Genomic DNA, 21,334 nt, shown 5'->3' on the forward strand with positions numbered 1-21,334 from the left:
CGCTCTCCTATTCGATGATGTCGCCGCGCAGGACGAATTTCGCATAGGCCACGGTCGAGATGAAGCCGACCATGGCGAACAGCAGCGAGGCCTCGAAATACATCGTCGTGCCCTTGTCGATGCCGAACAGCGTCAGAAGCGCGATCATGTTGATCGCCATGGTGTCCAGCGCCAGCACCCGATCCGACAGGCCGGGCGCGAACACCACCCGATAAAGGCAGAACAACAGCGCCAGTCCGAAGCAGCCATAGGCGAACAGCAGCGCGTAAGCGATCATTCGAAGATCTCCTTCAGCCGGGCCTCGTAGCGGGTCTTGATCTCGTCCAGCACCGCCGCCGGGTCGGGGGCGTGCATGGCATGGACCAGCAGGGCGCGGCCGTCCTCGGACAGGTCGCAACTGACCGTGCCGGGGGTCAGGGTGATGGTCGCGGCCAGGGCGGTGATCGCCTCGGGGCGGCGCAGGTCCAGCGGCACGGCGATCCAGGCCGGCTGAAGCGCCCGGCGCGGCATGAACAGCACGATGCGCGCCACGGTGAAATTCGCCTTGGCGATGTCCCAGATCACGACGGCCAGATAGGCCGGGATGCGCTGCGGCTTGCTGTAGCCGGTCGCGCCCGGCCAATAGGGCGCGGTGACCAGCGGCACCACCACGCCGATGATCGCGGCGAAGACCAGCGAACCCACGGCCCAGCGGTTGACCAGCAGCATCCAGACCAGGACCAGCGTGACCGAAAGCCAGGGATGCGGGAACAGGCGGCGGATCATTTCGTGTCCTCCTGCCCTTCCAGCACCGCCGAGACATAGGCGTCGGGGTTGTGCAACTGCGCGGCGGTCGCCTCGGCAAAGCGCATCGCGGGGCCGGCAAAGGCGGTCAGCGCGACGATCCCCGACAGAAGCAGCGCCACCGAGGCCACCGCCAGCCAGTTCGCCGGCGCATCGCCAAGATCCTGGATCGGCTCGTCCGGTTCCAGCTTGGGGCTAAGCGGGGCCGAGGCCTCGGCCGCGGCCGGTTGGGCCGTTGCGGAAGCCGGCGCCGGGGCCGGGGCGAGGCCAAGCTCGAAACTTTTCCAGAAGACGATCGAACCGGCCCGCGACATGGCATAGATGGCGATCAGCGAGGTGATCAGGATGGTGGCCCAGATCCAGACCATCGCCGGCGCCGCCCCGGTGGCCTGCATCACCAAGAGCTTGCCGATGAAACCGGAAAACGGCGGCATGCCGACCACGGCGATGGCCGCGGTGAAATACAGCGCTGCCACCAGCCCGTTGCCCGGCATCACCCGCTCCAGCTGCAGCCACAGGTCGCCCCGGCGCGCGCCGATCATGTCCACGATCAGGAACAGCGCCCCCGCCGCCAGCGTCGAATGGATCATGTAATAGACCGCCGCCGAGGTGCCTTGCGGGGTGAACTGCGCCACCGCGATCATCAGCGTGCCGATCGAGCCGATGGCGGCGAAAGCGGCCAACCGGCCCAGATGGCGGGTGCCCAGAATGCCGATCTGGCCGATGGCCAGCGTGAACAGCGCTGCCGGCAGCAGCAGGTCGGCCGCCACGCCCTGGGTTACGGCGTCCTGCGGAAAGACCAGCGTGAAGAAGCGGATGATGCCATAGACCCCGACCTTGGTCATGATGGCGAACAGCGCCGCCACCGGTCCCGGCGCATTGGCATAGGTCGAGGGCAGCCAGAAATGCAGCGGCACCAGCGCCGCCTTGACGGCAAAGACCAGCATCAAGAGCACGGCGCCGACGCGCAGCAGCGCCGTGTCCTCGGCCGGCATCGCCGCGACGCGCAGCGCCATGTCGGCCATGTTCAGCGTGCCGGTGACGGAATAGAGCACCCCCAGCGCCGCCAGGAACAGGGTCGAGCCGGCCAGGTTATAGGCGATATACTGCACGCCCGCGCGCAGCCGCATCTCGCCGCCGCCATGGATCATCAACCCATAGCTGGCGATCAGCAGCACCTCGAAGAACACGAACAGGTTGAAGGCGTCGCCGGTCAGGAAGGCGCCGCAAATGCCCATCAGCTGGAACTGCCAGAGCGCATGGAAATGCCGGCCCTTGCGATCCCAGCCCGAGCCGATGGCGTAAAGCTGCACCGCCAGCGCCAGCCCGGCGGTCAGAAGCAGCATCAGCGCCGCCAGCCGGTCCAGCATCAGGACGATGCCGAAAGGCGCGGCCCAGTTGCCCAGCCGATAGACCTGCACGTCTCCGCCGGCAGCCAGGACATTCAGGTAAAGCGCCACCGCGACCAGAAGCGCGGTCCCGGTGACCGAGAACACCCGCTGCAGCAGCAGGTCGTTGCGCATCCACAGGATGATCAGCGGCCCGATGACGGCGGGCAGGACGACGGGGGCGATGATCAGATGGCTCATGCGTCGCCATCCCCCGAGGCGCGATCGGCAGGCGCGGCATCGGCCGGCAGGCGGTCGGCGCGCGGCATGTCCACGCGGTCGTCGCCACCTTCGATGAATGCCCCCAGCGCCATCATCACCACCACCGCGGTCATGCCGAAGCTGATGACGATGGCGGTCAGCACCAGCGCCTGCGGCAGCGGGTCGGTATGGAACTCGACCCCTTTCTGCAGGATCGGCGGCGCGTTCACCACCAGCCGCCCGGTCGAGAACAGGAACAGGTTGATGGCATAGCTGAGCATGGTCATGCCCAGCACCACCGCGAACGTCCGCAGCCGCAGGATCAGATAGACCCCGGCAGCGGTCAGCATCCCGATCGCGCTTGACAGCAGCAGTTCCATCAGCGCCGCGCCTCCTTGCTGGGGTCGATATCCATGGGCTCCAGGTTCACCGTGGCCCCCGCCTGCCGGGCGATCCGCGACAGCGAGTTCAGCGCCAGCATCACCGCGCCCACCACGCACAGGAACACGCCCAGGTCAAAGCCCATGGCCGAGGCCAGCTCGAATTCCTCGAGCCCCGGCAGCTTCACATAGCCATAGGTCGAGGTCAGGAACGGCAGCCCGGCGAACCAGGCGCCGATCCCGGTCAGCCCGGCGGCGATGACACCGGCGCCGATCAGCGCGTGATAGTTGATCTTTTGCCGCTCCTGCGCCCAGGCAAAGCCCGAGGCCATGTATTGCGACACCAGCGCGATGGCGACCACCAGACCGGCGACGAAGCCGCCGCCCGGCATGTTGTGGCCGCGCAGGAAGATATAAAGCCCGACCACCAGCGCGATCGGCAGCACCAGCCGCGTCGCCACCACCAGCATCAGCGGATGCCGGTCGCCGGCGCGGCGGCTGTCATGCACCCAGTTGCGCAGCCGCCGGCCGCTGGCGCCGGCCAGCAGCGTCTCGGTCAGGGCAAAGATGGTCAGGGCGGCGATGCCCAGCACGGTGATCTCGCCGAAGGTGTCGTAGCCGCGGAAGTCCACCAGGATCACGTTGACGACATTGGCGCCGCCGCCCAGCTTGTAGCTGTTCGCCAGCATGTATTCCGAGATCGGCGAAAAGGCGAAATCGCTGCGCATGATCACATAGGCCAGCGCCCCGAAGCCCAGCCCGGTCACGGTGGCGATGAAGGCGTCCAGACCGCGCTTGCGGTCGCGGCTGTCGATCACGGTGAATTTGGGCAGGAAGTTCAGCGCCGCCAGCAACAGGACCACCGTGACCACCTCGACCGAGATCTGCGTCAGCGCCAGGTCGGGGGCAGAGAAATAGATGAAGCTGACCGAGACCATCAGCCCGATGATGCCGACCAGCACCAGCGCCAGGATGCGGTGGCGGTGAAAGGCCACCATGCAGCACGTCGCCACGATCAGGGCCACCCAGCCGATCAGCGGCACCGGCTCGACGGGCAGCATCGGCCGGGTCGCGCCCTGCCAGCCTCCGGTCGAGAAGGCCCAGAAGCCGCAAAGCACCACCGTCAGCGAAAAGGCGGCCAGGGCGCGCGACATCGAGCCATTGGTCAGCCGGTCGGTAAAGATGCCCGCCGCGCCGGCCGCGCAGCGGGTGATGGCGTCGAAGATCGCCTTGGCGTCCGGCCAGACCATCGCCGCCCGCGCCGCCAGCAGCCGGCGGTTCAGCGCCAGCAGCAGCCCCCCGCCAACCAGCGCGGTGATCGACAGCATCAGCGCCGGCGTCACGCCATGCCACAGCGCCAGATGCGGATGCTGGGCCGCGCCGGTGACGGCACTGGCCGAGGCCTCGACCAGCCAGCCGGCCATGCCGGCCGGGAACAGCCCGATCAGCACCACCAGCACCGCCAGCAGCGCCGGGGCCGACCACAGGCCGAAACCCGGATCATGCGGGCGATGCGGGTAATCCCGACGCTCGGGACCGAAGAACACCTGCCAGACGAAGCGCAGCGAATAGCAGACCGAGAACAGCGCCCCCAGCGTCGCCATCGCCGCCACCAGGCCGGGATGACCCTGCCAGGCGGCATGGGTCGCCTCCTCCAGCATCAGTTCCTTCGACAGGAAGCCGTTCAGCGGCGGGATGCCGGCCATGGACAGCGCCGCCACGGTGCCGATGACGAAAGTCACCGGCATCAGCCGGCGCAGCCCGCCCAGCCGGGCGATCGAGCGGGTGCCGGCCTCGTGGTCGATGATGCCGGCGGTCATGAACAGCGCCGCCTTGAAGGTGGCGTGGTTGATGATGTGAAACACCGCCGCCACCGCCGCCGCCTCGGTGCCGAAGCCCAGCAGCATGGTGATCAGCCCCAGATGCGAGACGGTGGAAAAGGCCAGCAGCGATTTCAGGTCGTCGCGGAAGATGGCGATCCAGGCCGCCAGCACCATGGTCACAAGGCCGGTGGTGGCGACGATGTAGAACCATTCCGGCGTGCCCGACAGCACCGGCCACAGCCGCGCCATCAGGAACAGCCCGGCCTTCACCATGGTCGCGGAATGCAGATAGGCCGAGACCGGGGTCGGCGCCGCCATGGCGTGCGGCAGCCAGAAATGGAACGGGAACTGCGCCGATTTGGTGAAGGCGCCCAGCAGGATCAGCAGCAGCGCCGGCAGATAATAGGGGCTGGCCTGGATCGCCTCGCGCGCCTGCAGGATATCCGAGATATCGAAACTGCCGGCGATATTGCCCAGGATCAGCATCCCCGCGATCATCGCAAGCCCGCCCATGCCGGTCACGGTCAGCGCCATGCGGGCGCCCTGCCGCCCTTCGGGCAGGTGCTTCCAGTAACCGATCAGCAGGAAGGAGGAGAGCGAGGTCAGTTCCCAGAACACCAGCAGAAGCAGGATGTTGTCCGACAGCACGATGCCCAGCATCGCGCCCTGGAACAGCATCAGATAGGTGTAGAACACACCCACCGGATCCTCGCGCGACAGGTAATAGCGCGCATAGGCGATGATCAGCAGGCCGATGCCCAGGATCAGGATGCCGAACAGAAGCCCCAGCCCGTCGATTCGGAAATGCGCGTTAAGCCCCAGCGAGGGCAGCCAGGCAAAGCGCGCCGTGATCACCTCGCCCGCCATGATCGCCGGGATATGCAGACAAAGCCCCAGCAGCGCGATGAAACTTGCCGTCGCGCAAGAGACCGCAGCGACATCGCGCCCCGAGCGGATCAGCAATCCGGGCAGAAGCGCCCCGATGAACGGAAGCACGGCGATCAGCGCTGGCGACATTGTCCCTCGTTCCTTTTCGTGCCCCTCTGTTCGCGGCGGAGGCCTGCGATGTCAAGCAGATGACAAAGCAACTAGGCGATGTTCGCCTTTCGTGCTAACGCTGGGCAAAAAGGGAACAGGCATGAAGATCATCGGCATAGACCCCGGCCTGCGGAACATGGGCTGGGGCGTGATCGCGGTCGAAGGGCCGCGCCTGCGGCATCTCGGCAACGGCATCGTCCATTCCGAAGCGGGCGAGCTGGGGCCGCGTCTCGCCACGCTGTATCGCGGGCTTTGCGCGGTGATCACCCGGCACGCCCCCGATGCGGCCGCGGTCGAACAGACCTTCGTGAACAAGGACGCCTTGGGCACGCTGAAACTGGGCCAGGCGCGCGGCATCGCCCTGCTGGCCCCGGCCGAGGCCGGGCTGGAGATCGGCGAATATGCCCCGAACGCGGTCAAGAAGGCCGTGGTCGGCGTCGGCCATGCCGCCAAGGAACAGATCCAGCACATGGTCCGCTTCATGCTGCCGGGGGTCGAGTTCGCCGGGCCGGACGCGGCGGACGCGCTGGCCGTGGCAATTTGTCACGCCCATCACCTGCAGGGCCGCGCCCTGCGCATCAAGGCAAGCGCATGAGGGTCGGGCCATGATCGGACGCATCGCCGGGGTGATCCTGCATCGGGCGCAGGACCATGTGCTGATCGACGTGCGCGGCGTGGGCTATATCGTCCATGTCAGCGAACGCACCGCCGCCAGCCTGCCCCCCGCCGGGCAGGCGACGGCGCTTTATACCGAACTTCTGGTGCGCGAGGATCTGTTGCAGCTTTTCGGCTTCCCGACGCTTCTGGAAAAGGAATGGCACCGGCTGCTGATTTCGGTGCAGGGGGTGGGGGCCAAGGTGGCGCTGGCGGTGCTGGGCACGCTGGGGCCGGACGGGCTGTCGCGGGCGCTGGCGCTTGGCGACTGGTCGGCGCTGCGCAAGGCGCCCGGCGTCGGCCCGAAACTGGCGCAGCGCGTGGTGATGGAGTTGAAGGACAAAGCCCCGGCGGTGATGGCGCTGGGCGGCGCGCTGACCGTCGATCCCGGCCCGCTGGCCGAGATCGAGCCGGTCGAGACCACCGCTGCCGCTCCGGCGGCGGCCCGGACGGCGCCGGCCTCATCGGCGCAGGCGACGGCGGATGCGCTCTCGGCGCTGGGAAATCTGGGCTATGCTCCGTCCGAGGCCGCTTCGGCGGTGGCCGAGGCGGCCGCCCGGGAACCCGAGGCACCGACCGCGGCGTTGATCCGCGCGGCCCTGCGGCTGCTGGCGCCCAAGGAGTAAGACGATGACCGGAAACCTGCGCACCTTCGTGCTGATGGCCGCCATGACGGCGCTGGTCATGGGCATGGGCTGGCTGATCGGCGGCCAGGGCGGCGCGGTGATCGCGCTGCTGGTCGCCGGCGCCGGCAACATGTTCGCCTGGTGGAACAGCGACAGGATGGTGCTGCGCCAGCAGGGCGCGCATCCGGTCACCCGCCAGCAGGCGCCCGAACTGGTCGACATGGTGGCGGCGCTGGCGCAGCGGGCCGGCCTGCCGATGCCCAAGATCTATGTGCTGGACACCGAACAGCCCAATGCCTTCGCCACCGGCCGCAACCCGGAAAACGCCGCGGTGGCGGTGACGCAGGGCATCCTGCGGGTGCTGAGCCGCGACGAGCTGGCCGGGGTGATCGCGCATGAGCTGGCCCATATCAAGCATCGCGACACGCTGACCATGACCGTGACCGCCACCATGGCCGGCGCCATCGCCATGCTGGGCAACATGCTGATGTTTTCCAGCATGTTCGGCGGCCGCGACGACAATCGCGGCGGCGGGCTGGCGGCGATCCTGGCCATGATCTTCGCGCCCATGGCCGCGGGGCTGGTGCAGATGGCGATCTCGCGCACCCGCGAATACGAGGCCGACCGCAGCGGCGCCCAGATCTGCGGCCAGCCGATGGCGCTGGCCGGGGCGCTGGCCAAGATCTCGCGCGCGGCGGGCCAGGTGGTGAACGTCCCGGCCGAGCGGAACCCGGCCTCGGCGGCGCTGTTCATCGTCAACCCGCTGCACGCGCTGCGCATGGACCGGCTGTTCACCACCCATCCCCCGGTCGAGGATCGCATCGCCCGGCTGCAGGCCATGGCCGGCGGTCTCGCGCCCTCGCGCGTTCCGACCTCGGGCGGGCCCGCCGGCCCCTGGGGCGCGCAATGAGCCAGCCCGACCCGATGCTGCGCCCCGAACCGCTGGAAAACGACGGCGAGGATCGGGCGCTGCGCCCGCAGATGCTGGCGGATTTCGTCGGCCAGGCCGAGGCGCGGGCGAACCTGCGCGTCTTCATCGAAAGCGCCCGCATGCGCGGCCAGGCCATGGACCACACGCTGTTCCACGGCCCCCCCGGTCTGGGCAAGACCACGCTGGCGCAGATCATGGCGCGCGAGCTGGGGGTGAACTTCAAGATGACCTCCGGGCCGGTGCTGGCGCGGGCCGGCGACCTTGCGGCGATCCTGACCAATCTGGAAGCCCGCGACGTGCTGTTCATCGACGAGATCCACCGCATGAACCCGGCGGTCGAGGAGATCCTCTATCCCGCCATGGAGGATTTCGAGCTGGATCTGGTGATCGGCGAAGGCCCCGCCGCGCGCACGGTGCGCATCGAACTGCAGCCCTTCACCCTGGTCGGCGCCACCACCCGTCTCGGCCTGCTGACCACGCCGCTGCGCGACCGTTTCGGCATCCCGACCCGGCTGCAATTCTACACCATCGAGGAGCTCGACCTGATCGTGACCCGCGGCGCCCGCTTGCTGGGCATCCCCTCGGAACCCGCGGGCACGCGCGAGATCGCCCGCCGGGCCCGCGGCACGCCGCGCATCGCCGGCCGCCTGCTGCGCCGGGTCATCGATTTCGCGCTGGTCGAGGGCGACGGCCGCCTGACCCGCGCCATCGCCGATTCGGCGCTGACTCGGCTCGGCGTCGATCACCTGGGCCTCGACGGTGCCGACCGCCGCTATCTGACGCTGATGGCCGAGCATTACGGCGGCGGCCCGGTCGGGGTGGAAACCCTCTCGGCCGCGCTGTCGGAAAGCCGCGACGCCATCGAGGAGGTGATCGAACCCTATCTGATGCAGCAGGGCCTGGTCGCCCGCACGCCGCGCGGCCGGACGCTGGCGCGGCTGGGCTGGCGGCACCTTGGCCTTGACGCGCCGCGCCCGCAGGAGAGCCTGTTCGATGAATGACCCCACCAACCGCATCCGCGACAGCTTCGACCGGCAGACCATGATGCAGACGCTGGGCGCCACCCTGCTGGCCGTGGCGCCGGGCAAGGTCAGCATCGCCGCACCGATCTTGCCGTCGGCACTGCAACAGCACGGCGCGGGCCATGCCGGACTGGCCTTCAGCATCGGCGATTCGGCGGCCGGCTATGCCGCGCTGTCGCTGATGCCCGAAGGCGCCGAGGTGATGACGGTCGAGATGAAGATCAACCTGATGTCGCCGGCGGTCGGGGACCGCCTGCTGGCCGAGGGGCGGGTGATCCGCCCCGGCCGCCGCATCATGGTCGTCGCCGCCGATATCTGGGCCGAAACCGGCGAGAGCCGCAAGCATGTCGCCATGCTGCAGGGCACGATGATCCCGGTCTGATGCCGCGACCTTGCGTGAGGTGACCGGGCCCCCGCGCCGGGGGCTTTGCGCCCCCGGACCCCCGCAGGGGATTGGGGGCAGCGAAGAAGCAGGCGGGCGGATGGCCGGTCACAAGCCCGGAAGGCGCGGCGGTTAGGTCTGTTCGCCGCCGGAAAGGACGCGGTCTTCCTGCGCGATGAAGTGATCCATCATCACCCGCCACAGCCGCTCGGCCAGGTCCGGGTCCAGCCCCTGTTCGGCGGCAAGGCGGCGGGCATTGGCGGCGACCTCCTCGACGCGGCTGTCGATGCGGGCGGGCAGGTTCTCGCGGGTCTTGATCCGCGCCGCCTCGTCGATCAGCGCCGAGCGTTCGGCCAGCAACGCCACCAGCCGCGTATCCAGCGCGTCGATGCGCGCCCGCAGCTCGGGCATGGCGGAGTTCGGGGGCAGTTCGGATTCGGATCGGCTCATGCCCGACCCATGCCCTGCCCGGCACGCCGGCGCAAGCCCCGGCTGTGGCGAATTTGTCGCAACCAATCGGCGGATTTCCGCCGAAACCGGAACGATCTGGCGAGAAGCGGGGTTTTGCCCTGAACTGGAACCAGGGCGCGTCTCGCGCCCGTTGCGAAAGGTCATCGGATGAAAGCAGCCAGTTTCGTCATCAATGTGGGTTTCGGTCTGGGATTGGCGCTTGGCGCCGTCGCACTTCTGCTGCTCTGATTTTCGGCGCGCCGCTCGGACCGGCCCTTGGCGCCAATGCAAAACCCCCGGCCGATGGCCGGGGGTTTTCCTGTCAGGATCGCCGGTTCAGCCCTGCGGCTGCGGCGCGGCGTCCGGCGCCGGCTTGGCCGCACCCGCGCGCGGGATGGCGCTGACCGAGGGGATCGAGGAGCCCGGCGGATTCTCGTCGCCACCCAGCGCCTCGCCCCGGATCACCCGGCCGATATCCTCGCCGGTCAGGGTTTCGTATTCCAGAAGCCCCTTGGCCAGCCGCTCGAATTCCTCTTCCTTCTCGGTCAGGATGCGATAGGCGTCCTGATAGCCCTGTTCGATCAGGTCATGGACCTCCTGCTCGATCAGTTCCTTGGTCGCCGCCGAGACCGAAAAGCCGCCGGTATTGCCGGAATAACCCTCATGCGCCTCGGCATAGTCGATGTTGCCGACCTTGTCGGACATGCCCCAACGCATCACCATGGCGCGCGCAAGCTGGCTGGCCTGCTGGATGTCGCCGGCCGGACCGTTCGAGACACCTTCCTCGCCGTATTTGATGATCTCGGCCGCCTTGCCGGCCATGGTCATCGTCAGCTTCTGCTTGGCCTCGTCCTTGTGATAGTTCAGCCGGTCCATTTCCGGCAGCGACACCACCATGCCAAGCGCACCGCCGCGCGGGATGATCGTCGCCTTGTAGACCGGATCGCATTTCGGCAGGCTCAGGCCGACGATGGCGTGGCCGGCCTCGTGATAGGCGGTCTTTTCCTTCTGCTCGGGGGTCAGGACCATGCTGCGGCGCTCGACGCCCAGCATGACCTTGTCCTTGGCGTTCTCGAAATCCTCCATGGTGACGAAGCGGCGGCCGATGCGCGCGGCCATCAGCGCGGCCTCGTTCACCAGGTTCATCAGGTCGGCCCCCGAAAAGCCGGGCGTGCCGCGGGCGATGATGCGCAGGTCCACGTCCGGACCGACCGGCACCTTGCGCGAGTGCACGCCCAGGATCTTCTCGCGCCCCTTGATGTCGGGGTTCGGAACATAGATCTGGCGGTCGAAGCGGCCGGGACGCAGCAGCGCCGGGTCCAGCACGTCCTTGCGGTTGGTGGCGGCGATGATGATGACGCCCTCGTTGGCGTCGAAGCCGTCCATTTCGACCAGAAGCTGGTTCAGGGTCTGCTCGCGCTCGTCATTGCCGCCGCCGATGCCGACGCCGCGGGCGCGGCCGACCGCGTCGATCTCGTCGATGAAGACGATGCAGGGGGCGGATTTCTTCGCCTGCTCGAACATGTCGCGCACGCGGCTGGCGCCGACGCCCACGAACATCTCGACGAAGTCGGAACCGGAGATGGTGAAGAACGGCACCCCCGCCTCGCCGGCGATGGCGCGGGCCAGCAGGGTCTTACCGGTGCCGGGCGGGCCGACCAGCAGCGCGCCTTTCGGGATCTTGCCGCCAAGGCGGCTGAATTTCTGCGGATTGCGCAGGAATTCGACGATCTCCTCCAGCTCTTCCTTGGCCTCGTCGATGCCGGCCACGTCGTCGAAGGTGACGCGGCCATGCTTTTCGGTCAGCAGCTTGGCGCGCGACTTGCCGAAGCCCATCGCCCCGCCTTTGCCACCGCCCTGCATCCGGTTCATGAAGAAGATCCAGACGCCGATCAGCAGGATGAAGGGCAACCAGACGCCCAGAAGCGACATGAAGCCCGACTGCTGCTGGCGCTCGACCTTGACCTCGACGCCCTTGTCGATCAGCCGGTCGGCGATTTCCTCGCCCTGCGGCCGGACGGTGGCGTATTGCTTGCCGTCCTTGTCGGTGATGCCGATATTCTCTCCGTCGATGGTGACGGACGTCACTTCATCCTTGTCCACCCGCTGGATGAAGTCCGAATAGCTGATCTGGCGGCTGTTCATCTGGGCCGATCCGTCGCTGAACAGATTGAACAGCGCCAGGATCATCAGAAACAGCACGACCCAGAAGGCGATATTGCGCGCGTTGCCCAAAGGCATGTCCTCCGCGGGTAAACAGGCTTTCGAGTGAAAATAGGGATTCCGGCGTCAGGTTCAATGCACATAGAGCAGTGCGCGGAATTCCGGCAGGCCGCGCAGGGGTTCGGCAGAGATGCCGGCGACCGGACGCAGCAGCGGCGCGGCGGCAAGCCGCCCGCCCTGCCAGATTCCGGGACTGGCGGCGGCCTCGTCGCGCAGCAGGCCCGAATCGCGCCAGCCAAGGCCCGGCAGCGGCGCATGGCCCAGCGCCCGCACCTCTTGCCCCGGCCCCAGCCCAGAGAGCCGCCAGCGGCCGTCCCAGACCGCCGGGTCGCCGCTGGCCGCCGGGCTGCGCGCGGCTGCGGCGGGTTCGCGGATCAGATGCAGCGCCCCGTCCCGCGCCTCAGCGATCACCCCGTCCAGCGTCAGCCGCCCGCCCTTGGCCAGCGCGGCCAGCGCCTGCAGCACCGGCTCGCGCCGGGGCGGGTAATCGGCGTCGGTCACGAAGCGCAGCCCTGCGACAAGAAGTCGCCGGCGAATCTCGGGCGGTGCGGCCAGAAAGCGGGCCAGCGGCAGGAGCAGCGAACCGGCCCGGACCTCGGCCCCCTGCGAAACCTGCGCGGCGAACTCCTGCAAGGCGTCGCGTGCCATGCCGAGATTCGCCGCCGACTGGCCCAACTGTTGCAGTGGCAGACCCAGCGTCGCGATGGCCTTGCGGATGCGGACACGTTCGAAATCCGCGTTCTCGTTCGACGGGTCGTCCGCCCAGACCAGCCCGCGCGCGGTCAGCCATTGCCGCAGCTCGGCCCGGCTGGCACCCAGCATCGGCCGCAACCAGACCATGCCGCAGGCGCGGCGCGTCTCGGCCATGGCCGACAACCCGTCCACCCCGGCGCCGCGGTTCAGGCGCATCAGCAGGGTCTCGGCCTGGTCGTCGAGCGTATGGCCCAGCAGCACCGCGGCCAGCCCGTGGCGACACGCCCAATCCGCCAGCAGCCGCAGGCGCGCCTGGCGGGCAGCCGCCATCAGGTTGCCGCCACCCGCGCGGGTCGTCCAGACCAGGGTCTCGTGCGGGATGCCGAGCACGCCGGCCGCAAGCCCGGCCTGCCGCGCCTCGGCGGCCGAGCCCGGGCGCAGCCCGTGATCGACCGTCGCCGCCCTCAGGCGGGCGCGGCCCCAACGATGGACAAGATGCATCAGTGCCGTGGAATCGCCGCCGCCCGACAGCGCGATCCCCAGCGAGGGCAGGTCTCCGGCCAGGCGGTCCAGCGCGGCATGGACGCGCGCCTCGACCGCGGCGGGGTCAGCCGCCATCCGCCAGGTCCGCGGCGGCCTCGGGGTCCAGGGCCTCTTCCACGGCCATGCCGTCCTCCGCATCGCCGACCGAGCCTTCGATCAGCGCTTCGCAGCCGACGGCGGCCTTGCGCTTTTCCGCCTCGGCCGCCTGCGGCGAGTCCGGGAAGCGGTTGGTGATTTCCTGCAGATAGAAGCAGCCTTCCTGCGGTCCGCCCTTGGCGGACATGGCCCGCGACAGGCCCAGCAGCGCATCGGCCGCCTGCGGTCCGTCCGGATTGGCGGCGAAGCTTTCCAGCCAGGCCAGGCCGGCGCCTTCCAGATCGCCGGCGGCATCCAGCGCCGCCCCGCGCAGGAACAGCGCCTCGGCGGTCAGTGGACCACCGGCATGGGTCTTGGCGATGGCCGCAAAGAGCTGCGCAGCACGGTGAAAGTCACCTTGACCGAGCACCTCCCGGGCCCGGTCGAAATCGGCTTTTTCCGCCGCAGTGGCGGCCCCGGCCGAAGGGGTCTTGGCGGGCGCGAGCGGCCCTTGCTGATCCGAGGACGGCAGCGGCGCCGCCCCCCCCTGCTCGCCCAGCGGCGACGGCGTGGTCAGGCTGCCAAGATCGCAGCCCTCCTCCATCTCGCACAGGCGGAATTCGATGTCGCCGATGCGGGTGGTGCCGTCCTTGACGATGCGGTCGATGCGGTTCTGCAGCTGCTCGGTCTGGCCGGTCAGCTGCGCCAGCCGCGCCTCCATGGCATTCATGCGGTCGATGGCGCTGTCACCGCCCGCGGCCGCGAAGCCGGCAGGCCCCGAGGCGACGAGCTGCGCGCGCAGGTTCTGCAGATCGCTCGAAAGCTGGTTCAGCTCGGTCCGGATATCGGCCAGGGTCCGCGCGTCCTGCGCCGCGGCCGGCCAGGCGGCCAGGACGAAGCCCGCCGCCAGAACCAGTCCCCGGAAAACCCCTCCGACCATCACATGCCCACCCCGGGGCTGACCACGGTCACGGCACGGCGGTTCTTGGTGAAACACTCCTCGGTCGAGCAGATCGCCAGCGGCCGTTCCTTGCCATAGCTGACGGTGCGCAGCCGGCCGGCCGCGATGCCCTGCGAGATCAGGTATTCCTGCACCGAGTTCGCCCGCCGGGCGCCCAGGGCAAGGTTGTATTCGCGGGTCCCCTGCTCATCGGCATGGCCCTCGATCACGGCCGAGAAGCCGGCATTCTGGCTCAGCCACCCTGCCTGGTTGGCCAGGATCGCCCGCGCCTCGGGCGTCAGGGTGGACTGGTCCAGCGGGAACAGCACGGTGTCGCCGACGCTGGCCTTGAAATATTCGGCGCTGCCCGGCAGCGCGGTCGAGCCGACGCCCGACGCGCCGCCCGCCCCGGCATAAGGGTCCTGGACCTGCATGTCCTGCGCCGGCCGGGCGCAGGCCGCCAGCGCGAGAATGGCACCGACTGCGGCAATTTTCATGAAAGTTTTCATAATCCTGTCCATCTCACGCACTTCAGGGCAGCAAGGGGCCCCAATCGGGGTCCGAGGCTGCGCCATTGATCTTGACCGGGCGCATGTTGCGCCCCGTGATATCCACCGAATGCAGGCCCGGCTGGCCGTCGCCGCCCGGCGTCACCCGCGTGAACATCACGACGCGCCCATTGGGGGCCCAAGTCGGGCCCTCGTCAAGGAACGATTCCGTCAGCATTTTCTCTTCCGAACCATCGGTGCGCATGACGCCGATGTGGAATTTTCCGCCGACCTGGCGGGTAAAGGCGATCATGTCGCCGCGCGGCGACCAGACCGGGGTGCCGTAGCGCCCCTCGCCGAAGCTGATCCGCTTCGGCTCGCCGCCATTGGCGCCCATGATGTAGAGCTGCGGCGAGCCCGAGCGGTCGCTTTCAAAGACGATCTGCTTGCCGTCCGGGCTGTAGCTGGGCGAGGTCTCGATCGAGGGGGCGTTGGTCAGCGCCCGCTGCGCGCCCGAGGCCGCGTCCATCTGGTAGATGTCGCTATTGCCGTTCTGTTCCAGCGAGTAGACGATCCAGCGCCCATCCGGCGAGAAGCGGGGCGAGAAGCTCATCGTGCCCTGCTGGCCGCCGCTCAGTTGCCGCACCGAGAGCGAGTTCACGTCCATCATCATCGCCTGCGGGAAGCCGGTGGCGTAGCTGGTGTAAAGCAGCCGCGAACCGTCGGGCGAGAAGCGCGGCTTCAGCACCAGCGTGGAATCGTCGGTCAGCCATTTCACGTTGGCGCCGTCGTAATCCATGATGCCGATGCGCTTGCGGCGCGCGTCCTTGGGGCCGTTTTCCTGCACGAAGGCGACGCGGCTGTCGAAATAAGGCCCCTCGCCCGTCAGCCGCGAATAGACCTGATCGGCCGCCTTGTGCGCGGCACGGCGCCAGTTGCCGGTCGAGGCGTCGAACTGCATGCCGTCGCCCAGCGGCTGGCCGGCGAAGACGTCGAACAGCCGGAACTTGACGACGACCTTGCCGCCCTCGACCCTGACGGCGCCGGTGATCAGCGCCTGGGCATTGATCGCCTTCCAATCTTCATAGGAGACCGGCGCGTCGAAACTTTCCGGCCGGGCGATATGGGCGCTGGCCGGGATCTCGCGGAACAGGCCGGTGCCGGTCAGGTCGGCGGCGATCAGGTTCTGCACCTGCTGAAGATATTCGCCGGCGCCGCCCTCGTCGTGGAATTGCGCGATGGCGAAGGGCATCGGTTCGATGACCCCGTCGGTGATCTCGATCCGCAGGGGTCCGTCCTGCGCCAGAACCGGCGCGGCCAGCCCCAAACCCGCCAGGGCCATCACGGAAGTCATCAGGAATTGTCGCAACATGAATCGCCCTCGTAAGGTCTTGGTTGCAGAATAGAGTGTCATGCGCCGGGATGCCATGTCACTTGACCCGCGCGCCGCCGCTGGCGTTGAAGTCGATGATGACATCCTTCCAGCGGTTGTATTTCTCCGGCGGCAGCTTGTAGCCGCCGCGCTCGCACATCAGGATCGCCCGACGCGCCGCCTCATAGGCCTGTTTCGCCGCCGCATCCGAACCGCCGTCATGGCCGATCATGCGCAGCGAGCCTTTTTCCACCGAGCCGTCCGGCGCCATCGCGAACTGCACCGAAACCGTTGTCCGGCTGGCCTCGGTCGAAAGCGAGCCGCGGTTCCAGCATTGCTCGACCGCGACGCGGAAGCCGTCCTTCTCGCCCTGGCTCAGCGGCGGGCCGCTGGCAGCCGCACCGCCGCCGCCCGACCCGGCGGAACCCTCGTCCTTCATCGCCTCTTCCAGCGCGGCCTGCTTGGCGGCCTCGGCCTTGCGCTCGGCCTCGGCCTGTTTGCGGGCCTTGGCCTCGGCGGCGGCCTTCTCGGCCGCCTTCTTCTTCTCGGCCGCAGCCTTTTCCGCGGCGGCCTTTTCCTCGGCCTCCTTGCGGGCCTTGGCCTCGGCCGCCTTCTTCTCGGCCGCCTTCTTCTCGGCGGCAGCCTTTTCCGCGGCGGCCTTTTCGGCCGCCTTCTCGGCGGCGGCCAGGCGTTCGGCCTCAGCCTTCTTCTCGGCGGCCTTCTTCTCGGCGGCGCGGCGTTCCGCAGCGGCCGTTTCCTTTTCGGTCGCCTCGGCCTCGGCCTGGCGGCGTGCGCGTTCCCTGGCCTCCGAAGCGCGGCGGGCGGCTTCGGCATCCTCGGCCTGGCGCGCCGCTTCGCGGCGTTCCTCCTTCGCGCGCTCCTCGGCGGCGCGGCGGGCGGCGTCCTTCTGTGCCTTCTCGGCGGCGGCCTGCTCGGCGGCGGCCTCATCGGCCTGACGGGCCAGGGCGATTTCGCGCTGGCGCGCTGCCTCGGCCGCCTGCCGCCGGGCCTGCACCGCCTCGGCCAGCCCCTCGGGCCGGCCGTGCGGGCGGGCGGAATCAACCGGCGCCAAGGTCGAGCGCTGCGGGATCGGCGCCGGGGATTGCGGCTGCGCCGGGTTGCGCGCCGGATCAGGCCGGTCACTGGTCTGCGGCAATGCCGCCAGTTCGACCGAATTCTCGGGCTGCGACGGCTGCGGTGCGTCGGTCACCACGGCCACCGGCCGGTCGGGCGTCTGGAAATCCGACAGGTCCGGACGCGCCTCGGGCCGGTCCGAGGGCTGGGTCAGCTCGGCCGCCTGCCCGTCCGGCGCGGGAGGGCTGGTGGCCTCGACCTCGCCCAGCCGGTTCTCGTCAGCGGGCGGGCGCGGCTGCGCCGGGGTGGTGGCGGCGGAATCCGACACCGGGCCGCGCCCGGCGGCCGCGGCGGCCAGCGACTGGAACTCCGCCTCGGACATGGTCGCGACCTCGGCCATGCGCACGGCCTCCAGCGGCTGCGGCCGGAACAGCGCGCCGCCGACCAGCGCCGCCCCCAGCAGCCCGGCATGAGCAACGCCCGAGACCCAGAAGCCGATGCGTTCCGCCCGATCCATGGCTTCAGCCATCCGCGCCTGCGTCCATCCGCGGCCCGCCAGCCTCGGTCACCAGGACGATGTTGTTGAAACCGGCCGCGTTCAGCGCTCCCATCACCTCCATGATCCGCGCATAGGGGATCGAGCCGTCGGCGCGCAGGTAGATCTTGTCACTCTGCCGCTCGGCGGCGACGGCGCGCAGCCGGGTGACCAGCTGATCCTCGGGCACCTCGCTGGTCATGACCAGGATCGGCCCTTCGGGCGTGACCGAGACGCTCAGCGGCTCCTCGGGTTCGGCGGGCACGGCCTGGGCGGCGGTCTTGGGCAGTTCCAGCGGCACGCCCACGGTCAGAAGCGGCGCCGCCACCATGAAGATGATCAGCAGCACCAGCATCACATCCACGAAGGGCGTGACGTTGATCTCGGCCATCGGCTGGCTGCGGGCGCGGCCCTTGCCGCGGCTTGTGCGTTTGACGACCCCGGCCCCCATCTTATTCGTCGTCCAGCTGGCGCGACAGGATGGTCGAGAACTCGTCGGCGAAGCTTTCGTAGCCGCCGGTGATGCGGTCGGCATCGGCGCTGAGCTTGTTGTAGAAGATCACCGCCGGAATCGCCGCCAGCAGGCCAAGCGCGGTTGCCACCAGCGCCTCGGCGATGCCCGGCGCCACCACGGCCAGCGAGGTGTTCTGCGAAATGGCGATCTCCTCGAAGGCGGTCTTGATGCCCCAGACGGTGCCGAACAGGCCGATGAAGGGCGCGGTCGAGCCCACCGTGGCCAGGAAGGGCAGGCCGCGGGTCAACCGATCGTTCTCGCGATTGATGGTGACGTTCATGGCGCGGTCGATGCGCGCGGTCACGCCGGCGATCAGGTTGCCGTCGTCGCGGTGGCTGCGCCGCCACTCGGTCATGCCCGAGGCAAAGATGCGCTCGGCCGGACCCGAGGGGGTTTCGCCGATGCGATCGTAAAGATCGTCCAACGGCTGGCCCGACCAGAAGGCGCGGTCGAACCGGTCGGCCTCGCGCCGGGCGGCGTTGAAGGCGATGAATTTCTGGATGATGATCGCCCAGGCCCAGAATGAGGCCAGGATCAGGATCACCATGACGATCTGGACGGTCAGCGAGGCGCGCGCAAACAGCGCGATCAGCGAGAAATCGACCGGCTGCCCGGTTCCGGCGAGTTGTTCCATGAATTTAGGCCTGTCCTTTGGGCCGCTGCGGCGCGGCTTCTGCAAGCGCAACTAGCAGATCGGCCCAGGGGGAAAAACCCTGGTGACGTCAATTCTGCGTCAGCGCCCCGCGATGGCCGCTTCCCGCAGCCGCGCCGCCACCGCGCCCGGAATCCGCGCCGGCCGCCCCGAGGCGGCCAGGCAGGCGACGGTGACGCAGGCCCGGAACAGCGCCTGCCCGCCGCGCAGGACGCATTGGTCCAGGACGATGCGCGCTGGGCTCAGCGTCCGCAGCGCGGTCTCGACCTCCAGCAGGTCCTCGAAGCGGGCGGGGGCCAGGTAATCCGCCTCGACCCGCCGCACGGCAAAGACGAAGCCCTGGCGCTGCAGCGCGCCCTGGTCGACGTCCAGCAGGCGCAGCCATTCCGAACGCCCGCGCTCGATGAATTTCAGGTAGTTGGCATAATAGACGATCCCCGCCAGGTCGGTGTCCTCGTAATAGACGCGGATCGGAAACCTGTGCATGACAGCCTCGCTGGTTCGCAAACTGGGCCGCCGCGCTCAGGACAGCCGCGCCGCCAGACGCAGCGCATGCGCGGCATCGGTGGCGACCGCCGGCATGACCGGATCATAGGCGGCGCGGATCAGCCGCGCCAGCTCGGCCGAGGGCACAACGTCGCGCGCAAAGGTCAGCATGGCGCGCACCGCCAGAGTCTCGGCCAGTTGGCCGGGATGGGAATCGGCCAGCGCCCCGCCCATGTTGACGAAGGTCAGGCAGGCGCGGATCGCCCCGTCGGCGTCGAAACGGAACAGCCGGTACTGGTCTGCCGACCCCGCCTTCAGACGCTCGGGCAAGCCCGGCTGGCCGGTCAACCGGTCAAGGTCGGGCAGCCCGCCCAGCTCGTCCCAATCCCGCACGAAGAAGGTCATCAGATTCGCGCCCATCTCGGGATCGGTTTCGGCCATGGGCTGGCCGGCATGGGTCAGCACCGCCCGCAGGGCCTCGCGAAAGATCGGCAGGCTCTCGTCGGCCAGACCGAAGACGACCGGCGCCACCGGCCGCCCCCAGCGCGCGCACAGATAGCGGCCGTCGCGGGTAAACAGCGCCTCGATGGCCTGAGGATCGAACGCCATCCGGTCTTTCTCCGTTTTGCAAATACCCTCGGGGGTGAATTGCGGCAAAGCCGCAAGAGGGGGCGGACAGCCCCCTCCCTTCGCGGGCGTCACCCGACGATGGTCGCCTCGGTCGCGGCGCGCAGCTCGTCCTCGCTGACGCCGTCCGCCAGCTCGACGATCTTCAGCCCGCCCTCGACCACATCCAGCACGCCCAGATTGGTGATGATGCGATTGACCACCTTCTGCCCGGTCAAGGGCAGGGTGCAGGATTTCAGCACCTTCGATTCGCCATGTTTCGAGGTATGGTCCATCACCACCACCACCCGGCCGACACCGGCGACCAGATCCATCGCCCCGCCCATGCCCTTCACGAGCTTGCCGGGGATCATCCAGTTCGCCAGGTCGCCGTTCTCGGCCACCTCCATCGCGCCCAGGATCGCCATGGCGATCTTGCCGCCGCGGATCATCGCGAAGCTCTCGGCGCTGTCGAAATAGGCGGTCTGCGGCAGCTCGGTCACCGTCTGCTTGCCGGCGTTGATCAGGTCCGGGTCCTCCTCGCCCTCGAACGGAAACGGCCCGATGCCCAGCATGCCGTTTTCCGATTGCAGCGTCACATGCACCCCCTCGGGGATGTAGTTCGCCACCAGCGTCGGAATGCCGATGCCGAGGTTCACATACCAGCCGTCCTGCAGCTCCCGCGCGGCCCGCGCCGCCATCCGGTTGCGGTCCCAGCCCTTGATTTCGGCGGCCATCACGCGGTCTCCTTCTTGCGAGTGGTGCGCTGCTCGATGCGCTTCTCGTGCTGCCCCTGGAACAGGCGGTGGACATAGATCCCCGGCAGGTGGATGGCGTCGGGGTCGAGGCTGCCGGTCGGCACGATCTCCTCGACCTCGCAGACGCAGATCCGGCCGCATTTCGCCGCCGGCACGTTGAAGTTGCGCGCGGTCTTGCGGAACACCACGTTGCCCGACTCGTCCGCCTTCCAGCCCTTGACGATCGCCAGATCCGCGACGATGCCGCGTTCCAGGATATAGGTCTCGCCGTCGAAATCCTTGTGGTCCTTGCCCTCGGCGATCACCGTGCCGACGCCGGTCTTGGTATAGAACCCCGGGATGCCGGCGCCGCCGGCCCGCATGCGCTCGGCCAGGGTGCCCTGCGGGTTGAACTCCAGCTCCAGCTCGCCCGAGAGATACTGCCGCATGAACTCGGCGTTCTCGCCGACATAGGAGGAGACCATCTTGCGGATCTGCCGGGTGTCGAGCAGCTTGCCCAAGCCGAAGCCGTCGACGCCGCAATTGTTGCTGACCACCGTCAGCTCCTTGGTCCCCGCCTTCAGGATCGCCTCGATCAGCAGCTCGGGGATGCCGCAAAGCCCGAAGCCCCCGGCCGCGATCAGCATCCCGTCCGTCAGCAGGCCGTCAAGAGCAGACTCGGCGCTCGCATAGACCTTCTTCATGCAACCCTCTCCCC

At 68.7% G+C, this 21,334-nt stretch carries 23 protein-coding genes; 5 read left to right on the plus strand and 18 right to left on the minus strand.

Annotated elements, in window-relative coordinates; translation table 11 throughout:
* Positions 1-7: 7 nt before the first annotated feature.
* From NBE95_RS02845 to NBE95_RS02865, 5 genes are read right to left on the minus strand one after another with little or no spacing between them, the layout of a single operon-like run.
* Positions 8-277 (minus strand): K+/H+ antiporter subunit F, encoded by a 270-nt coding sequence (locus NBE95_RS02845; protein WP_019351523.1) that lies wholly within the window; start codon positions 275-277, stop codon positions 8-10.
* Positions 274-765 carry a Na+/H+ antiporter subunit E gene (locus NBE95_RS02850; protein ID WP_289894369.1) on the minus strand — a complete coding sequence of 164 codons (492 nt, stop codon included), beginning with the start codon at positions 763-765 and terminating at the stop codon, positions 274-276. The genes NBE95_RS02845 and NBE95_RS02850 overlap by 4 nt, the downstream gene beginning before the upstream one ends.
* Positions 762-2,372: a monovalent cation/H+ antiporter subunit D gene (locus tag NBE95_RS02855; protein ID WP_289894370.1), complete on the minus strand. Its 1,611-nt coding sequence runs from the start codon at positions 2,370-2,372 to the stop codon at positions 762-764. The genes NBE95_RS02850 and NBE95_RS02855 overlap by 4 nt, the downstream gene beginning before the upstream one ends.
* Positions 2,369-2,752, minus strand: coding sequence for a Na+/H+ antiporter subunit C (locus NBE95_RS02860; RefSeq protein WP_289894371.1), 384 nt, complete (start codon positions 2,750-2,752; stop codon positions 2,369-2,371). The genes NBE95_RS02855 and NBE95_RS02860 overlap by 4 nt, the downstream gene beginning before the upstream one ends.
* Positions 2,752-5,592: a monovalent cation/H+ antiporter subunit A gene (locus NBE95_RS02865; RefSeq protein WP_289894372.1), complete on the minus strand. Its 2,841-nt coding sequence runs from the start codon at positions 5,590-5,592 to the stop codon at positions 2,752-2,754. Before NBE95_RS02865 ends, NBE95_RS02860 begins: the two co-directional genes overlap by 1 nt.
* Positions 5,593-5,713: 121 nt before the next feature.
* Between NBE95_RS02865 and ruvC the strand changes: the two genes are divergently transcribed.
* From ruvC to NBE95_RS02890, 5 genes are read left to right on the plus strand one after another with little or no spacing between them, the layout of a single operon-like run.
* A complete protein-coding gene (gene ruvC / locus NBE95_RS02870) occupies positions 5,714-6,208 on the plus strand; it encodes a crossover junction endodeoxyribonuclease RuvC (protein ID WP_289894373.1) in 495 nt (164 codons plus the stop codon).
* A gap of 10 nt (positions 6,209-6,218) precedes the next feature.
* Positions 6,219-6,893 carry a Holliday junction branch migration protein RuvA gene (gene ruvA / locus NBE95_RS02875; RefSeq protein ID WP_289894374.1) on the plus strand — a complete coding sequence of 225 codons (675 nt, stop codon included), beginning with the start codon at positions 6,219-6,221 and terminating at the stop codon, positions 6,891-6,893.
* A 4-nt stretch (positions 6,894-6,897) separates the two neighbouring features.
* Positions 6,898-7,803, plus strand: a complete 906-nt coding sequence (gene htpX, locus NBE95_RS02880) for a zinc metalloprotease HtpX (RefSeq protein ID WP_289894375.1) — start codon at positions 6,898-6,900, stop codon at positions 7,801-7,803.
* The gene (gene ruvB, locus NBE95_RS02885; protein ID WP_289894376.1) at positions 7,800-8,825 is read left to right on the plus strand and encodes a Holliday junction branch migration DNA helicase RuvB; all 1,026 of its coding nucleotides are present in this window, start codon (positions 7,800-7,802) and stop codon (positions 8,823-8,825) included. Before htpX ends, ruvB begins: the two co-directional genes overlap by 4 nt.
* Positions 8,818-9,228, plus strand: a complete 411-nt coding sequence (locus tag NBE95_RS02890; RefSeq protein WP_289894377.1) for a PaaI family thioesterase — start codon at positions 8,818-8,820, stop codon at positions 9,226-9,228. The genes ruvB and NBE95_RS02890 overlap by 8 nt, the downstream gene beginning before the upstream one ends.
* A gap of 132 nt (positions 9,229-9,360) precedes the next feature.
* On the opposite strand, the gene NBE95_RS02895 is transcribed toward NBE95_RS02890, so the two are convergent.
* From NBE95_RS02895 to NBE95_RS02955, 13 genes are all read right to left on the minus strand, one after another.
* On the minus strand, positions 9,361-9,678 hold the full coding sequence (locus NBE95_RS02895) for a chorismate mutase (protein ID WP_289894378.1): 318 nt from the start codon (positions 9,676-9,678) through the stop codon (positions 9,361-9,363).
* Positions 9,679-10,014: 336 nt separating this feature from the next.
* Entirely contained in the window at positions 10,015-11,913 is a 1,899-nt protein-coding gene (ftsH, locus tag NBE95_RS02900) for an ATP-dependent zinc metalloprotease FtsH (protein ID WP_289894822.1), read from the minus strand.
* A 60-nt stretch (positions 11,914-11,973) separates the two neighbouring features.
* Positions 11,974-13,212, minus strand: coding sequence for a tRNA lysidine(34) synthetase TilS (gene tilS / locus NBE95_RS02905; RefSeq protein ID WP_289894379.1), 1,239 nt, complete (start codon positions 13,210-13,212; stop codon positions 11,974-11,976).
* Entirely contained in the window at positions 13,202-14,152 is a 951-nt protein-coding gene (locus NBE95_RS02910) for a tetratricopeptide repeat protein (RefSeq protein ID WP_289894380.1), read from the minus strand. The genes tilS and NBE95_RS02910 overlap by 11 nt, the downstream gene beginning before the upstream one ends.
* The gene (pal, locus tag NBE95_RS02915) at positions 14,152-14,649 is read right to left on the minus strand and encodes a peptidoglycan-associated lipoprotein Pal (RefSeq protein ID WP_289894381.1); all 498 of its coding nucleotides are present in this window, start codon (positions 14,647-14,649) and stop codon (positions 14,152-14,154) included. Before pal ends, NBE95_RS02910 begins: the two co-directional genes overlap by 1 nt.
* A gap of 34 nt (positions 14,650-14,683) precedes the next feature.
* Positions 14,684-15,994: a Tol-Pal system beta propeller repeat protein TolB gene (tolB, locus tag NBE95_RS02920; RefSeq protein ID WP_289894382.1), complete on the minus strand. Its 1,311-nt coding sequence runs from the start codon at positions 15,992-15,994 to the stop codon at positions 14,684-14,686.
* 76 nt (positions 15,995-16,070) lie between these two features.
* Positions 16,071-17,615 carry a protein TolA gene (locus tag NBE95_RS02925; RefSeq protein WP_289894383.1) on the minus strand — a complete coding sequence of 515 codons (1,545 nt, stop codon included), beginning with the start codon at positions 17,613-17,615 and terminating at the stop codon, positions 16,071-16,073.
* Positions 17,608-18,072, minus strand: coding sequence for an ExbD/TolR family protein (locus tag NBE95_RS02930; protein ID WP_289894384.1), 465 nt, complete (start codon positions 18,070-18,072; stop codon positions 17,608-17,610). Before NBE95_RS02930 ends, NBE95_RS02925 begins: the two co-directional genes overlap by 8 nt.
* Position 18,073: 1 nt before the next feature.
* Positions 18,074-18,769, minus strand: coding sequence for a protein TolQ (gene tolQ, locus NBE95_RS02935; protein ID WP_289894385.1), 696 nt, complete (start codon positions 18,767-18,769; stop codon positions 18,074-18,076).
* A 99-nt stretch (positions 18,770-18,868) separates the two neighbouring features.
* Entirely contained in the window at positions 18,869-19,273 is a 405-nt protein-coding gene (gene ybgC, locus NBE95_RS02940; RefSeq protein WP_289894386.1) for a tol-pal system-associated acyl-CoA thioesterase, read from the minus strand.
* 36 nt (positions 19,274-19,309) lie between these two features.
* Positions 19,310-19,882 carry a hypothetical protein gene (locus NBE95_RS02945; RefSeq protein WP_289894387.1) on the minus strand — a complete coding sequence of 191 codons (573 nt, stop codon included), beginning with the start codon at positions 19,880-19,882 and terminating at the stop codon, positions 19,310-19,312.
* An 89-nt stretch (positions 19,883-19,971) separates the two neighbouring features.
* Positions 19,972-20,616 carry a 3-oxoacid CoA-transferase subunit B gene (locus tag NBE95_RS02950; RefSeq protein ID WP_289894388.1) on the minus strand — a complete coding sequence of 215 codons (645 nt, stop codon included), beginning with the start codon at positions 20,614-20,616 and terminating at the stop codon, positions 19,972-19,974.
* Positions 20,616-21,320 (minus strand): CoA transferase subunit A, encoded by a 705-nt coding sequence (locus NBE95_RS02955; protein WP_289894389.1) that lies wholly within the window; start codon positions 21,318-21,320, stop codon positions 20,616-20,618. Before NBE95_RS02955 ends, NBE95_RS02950 begins: the two co-directional genes overlap by 1 nt.
* Between the last annotated feature and the right edge of the window lie 14 nt (positions 21,321-21,334).

This window comes from Paracoccus sp. TOH, assembly GCF_030388245.1.
Classification (GTDB): Bacteria; Pseudomonadota; Alphaproteobacteria; order Rhodobacterales; family Rhodobacteraceae; genus Paracoccus; species Paracoccus simplex.

Excerpts from the sequence above, each read along its gene's own strand:
- NBE95_RS02845 (WP_019351523.1), bottom strand. The coding sequence starts at position 277 with ATGATCGCTTACGCGCTGCTGTTCGCCTATGGCTGCTTCGGACTGGCG.
- NBE95_RS02850 (WP_289894369.1), bottom strand. The coding sequence starts at position 765 with ATGATCCGCCGCCTGTTCCCGCATCCCTGGCTTTCGGTCACGCTGGTC.
- NBE95_RS02855 (WP_289894370.1), bottom strand. The coding sequence starts at position 2,372 with ATGAGCCATCTGATCATCGCCCCCGTCGTCCTGCCCGCCGTCATCGGG.
- NBE95_RS02860 (WP_289894371.1), bottom strand. The coding sequence starts at position 2,752 with ATGGAACTGCTGCTGTCAAGCGCGATCGGGATGCTGACCGCTGCCGGG.
- NBE95_RS02865 (WP_289894372.1), bottom strand. The coding sequence starts at position 5,592 with ATGTCGCCAGCGCTGATCGCCGTGCTTCCGTTCATCGGGGCGCTTCTG.
- ruvC (WP_289894373.1), top strand. The coding sequence starts at position 5,714 with ATGAAGATCATCGGCATAGACCCCGGCCTGCGGAACATGGGCTGGGGC.
- ruvA (WP_289894374.1), top strand. The coding sequence starts at position 6,219 with ATGATCGGACGCATCGCCGGGGTGATCCTGCATCGGGCGCAGGACCAT.
- htpX (WP_289894375.1), top strand. The coding sequence starts at position 6,898 with ATGACCGGAAACCTGCGCACCTTCGTGCTGATGGCCGCCATGACGGCG.
- ruvB (WP_289894376.1), top strand. The coding sequence starts at position 7,800 with ATGAGCCAGCCCGACCCGATGCTGCGCCCCGAACCGCTGGAAAACGAC.
- NBE95_RS02890 (WP_289894377.1), top strand. The coding sequence starts at position 8,818 with ATGAATGACCCCACCAACCGCATCCGCGACAGCTTCGACCGGCAGACC.
- NBE95_RS02895 (WP_289894378.1), bottom strand. The coding sequence starts at position 9,678 with ATGAGCCGATCCGAATCCGAACTGCCCCCGAACTCCGCCATGCCCGAG.
- tilS (WP_289894379.1), bottom strand. The coding sequence starts at position 13,212 with ATGGCGGCTGACCCCGCCGCGGTCGAGGCGCGCGTCCATGCCGCGCTG.
- NBE95_RS02910 (WP_289894380.1), bottom strand. The coding sequence starts at position 14,152 with ATGGTCGGAGGGGTTTTCCGGGGACTGGTTCTGGCGGCGGGCTTCGTC.
- pal (WP_289894381.1), bottom strand. The coding sequence starts at position 14,649 with ATGAAAATTGCCGCAGTCGGTGCCATTCTCGCGCTGGCGGCCTGCGCC.
- tolB (WP_289894382.1), bottom strand. The coding sequence starts at position 15,994 with ATGACTTCCGTGATGGCCCTGGCGGGTTTGGGGCTGGCCGCGCCGGTT.
- NBE95_RS02925 (WP_289894383.1), bottom strand. The coding sequence starts at position 17,615 with ATGGCTGAAGCCATGGATCGGGCGGAACGCATCGGCTTCTGGGTCTCG.
- NBE95_RS02930 (WP_289894384.1), bottom strand. The coding sequence starts at position 18,072 with ATGGGGGCCGGGGTCGTCAAACGCACAAGCCGCGGCAAGGGCCGCGCC.
- tolQ (WP_289894385.1), bottom strand. The coding sequence starts at position 18,769 with ATGGAACAACTCGCCGGAACCGGGCAGCCGGTCGATTTCTCGCTGATC.
- ybgC (WP_289894386.1), bottom strand. The coding sequence starts at position 19,273 with ATGCACAGGTTTCCGATCCGCGTCTATTACGAGGACACCGACCTGGCG.
- NBE95_RS02945 (WP_289894387.1), bottom strand. The coding sequence starts at position 19,882 with ATGGCGTTCGATCCTCAGGCCATCGAGGCGCTGTTTACCCGCGACGGC.
- NBE95_RS02950 (WP_289894388.1), bottom strand. The coding sequence starts at position 20,616 with ATGGCCGCCGAAATCAAGGGCTGGGACCGCAACCGGATGGCGGCGCGG.
- NBE95_RS02955 (WP_289894389.1), bottom strand. The coding sequence starts at position 21,320 with ATGAAGAAGGTCTATGCGAGCGCCGAGTCTGCTCTTGACGGCCTGCTG.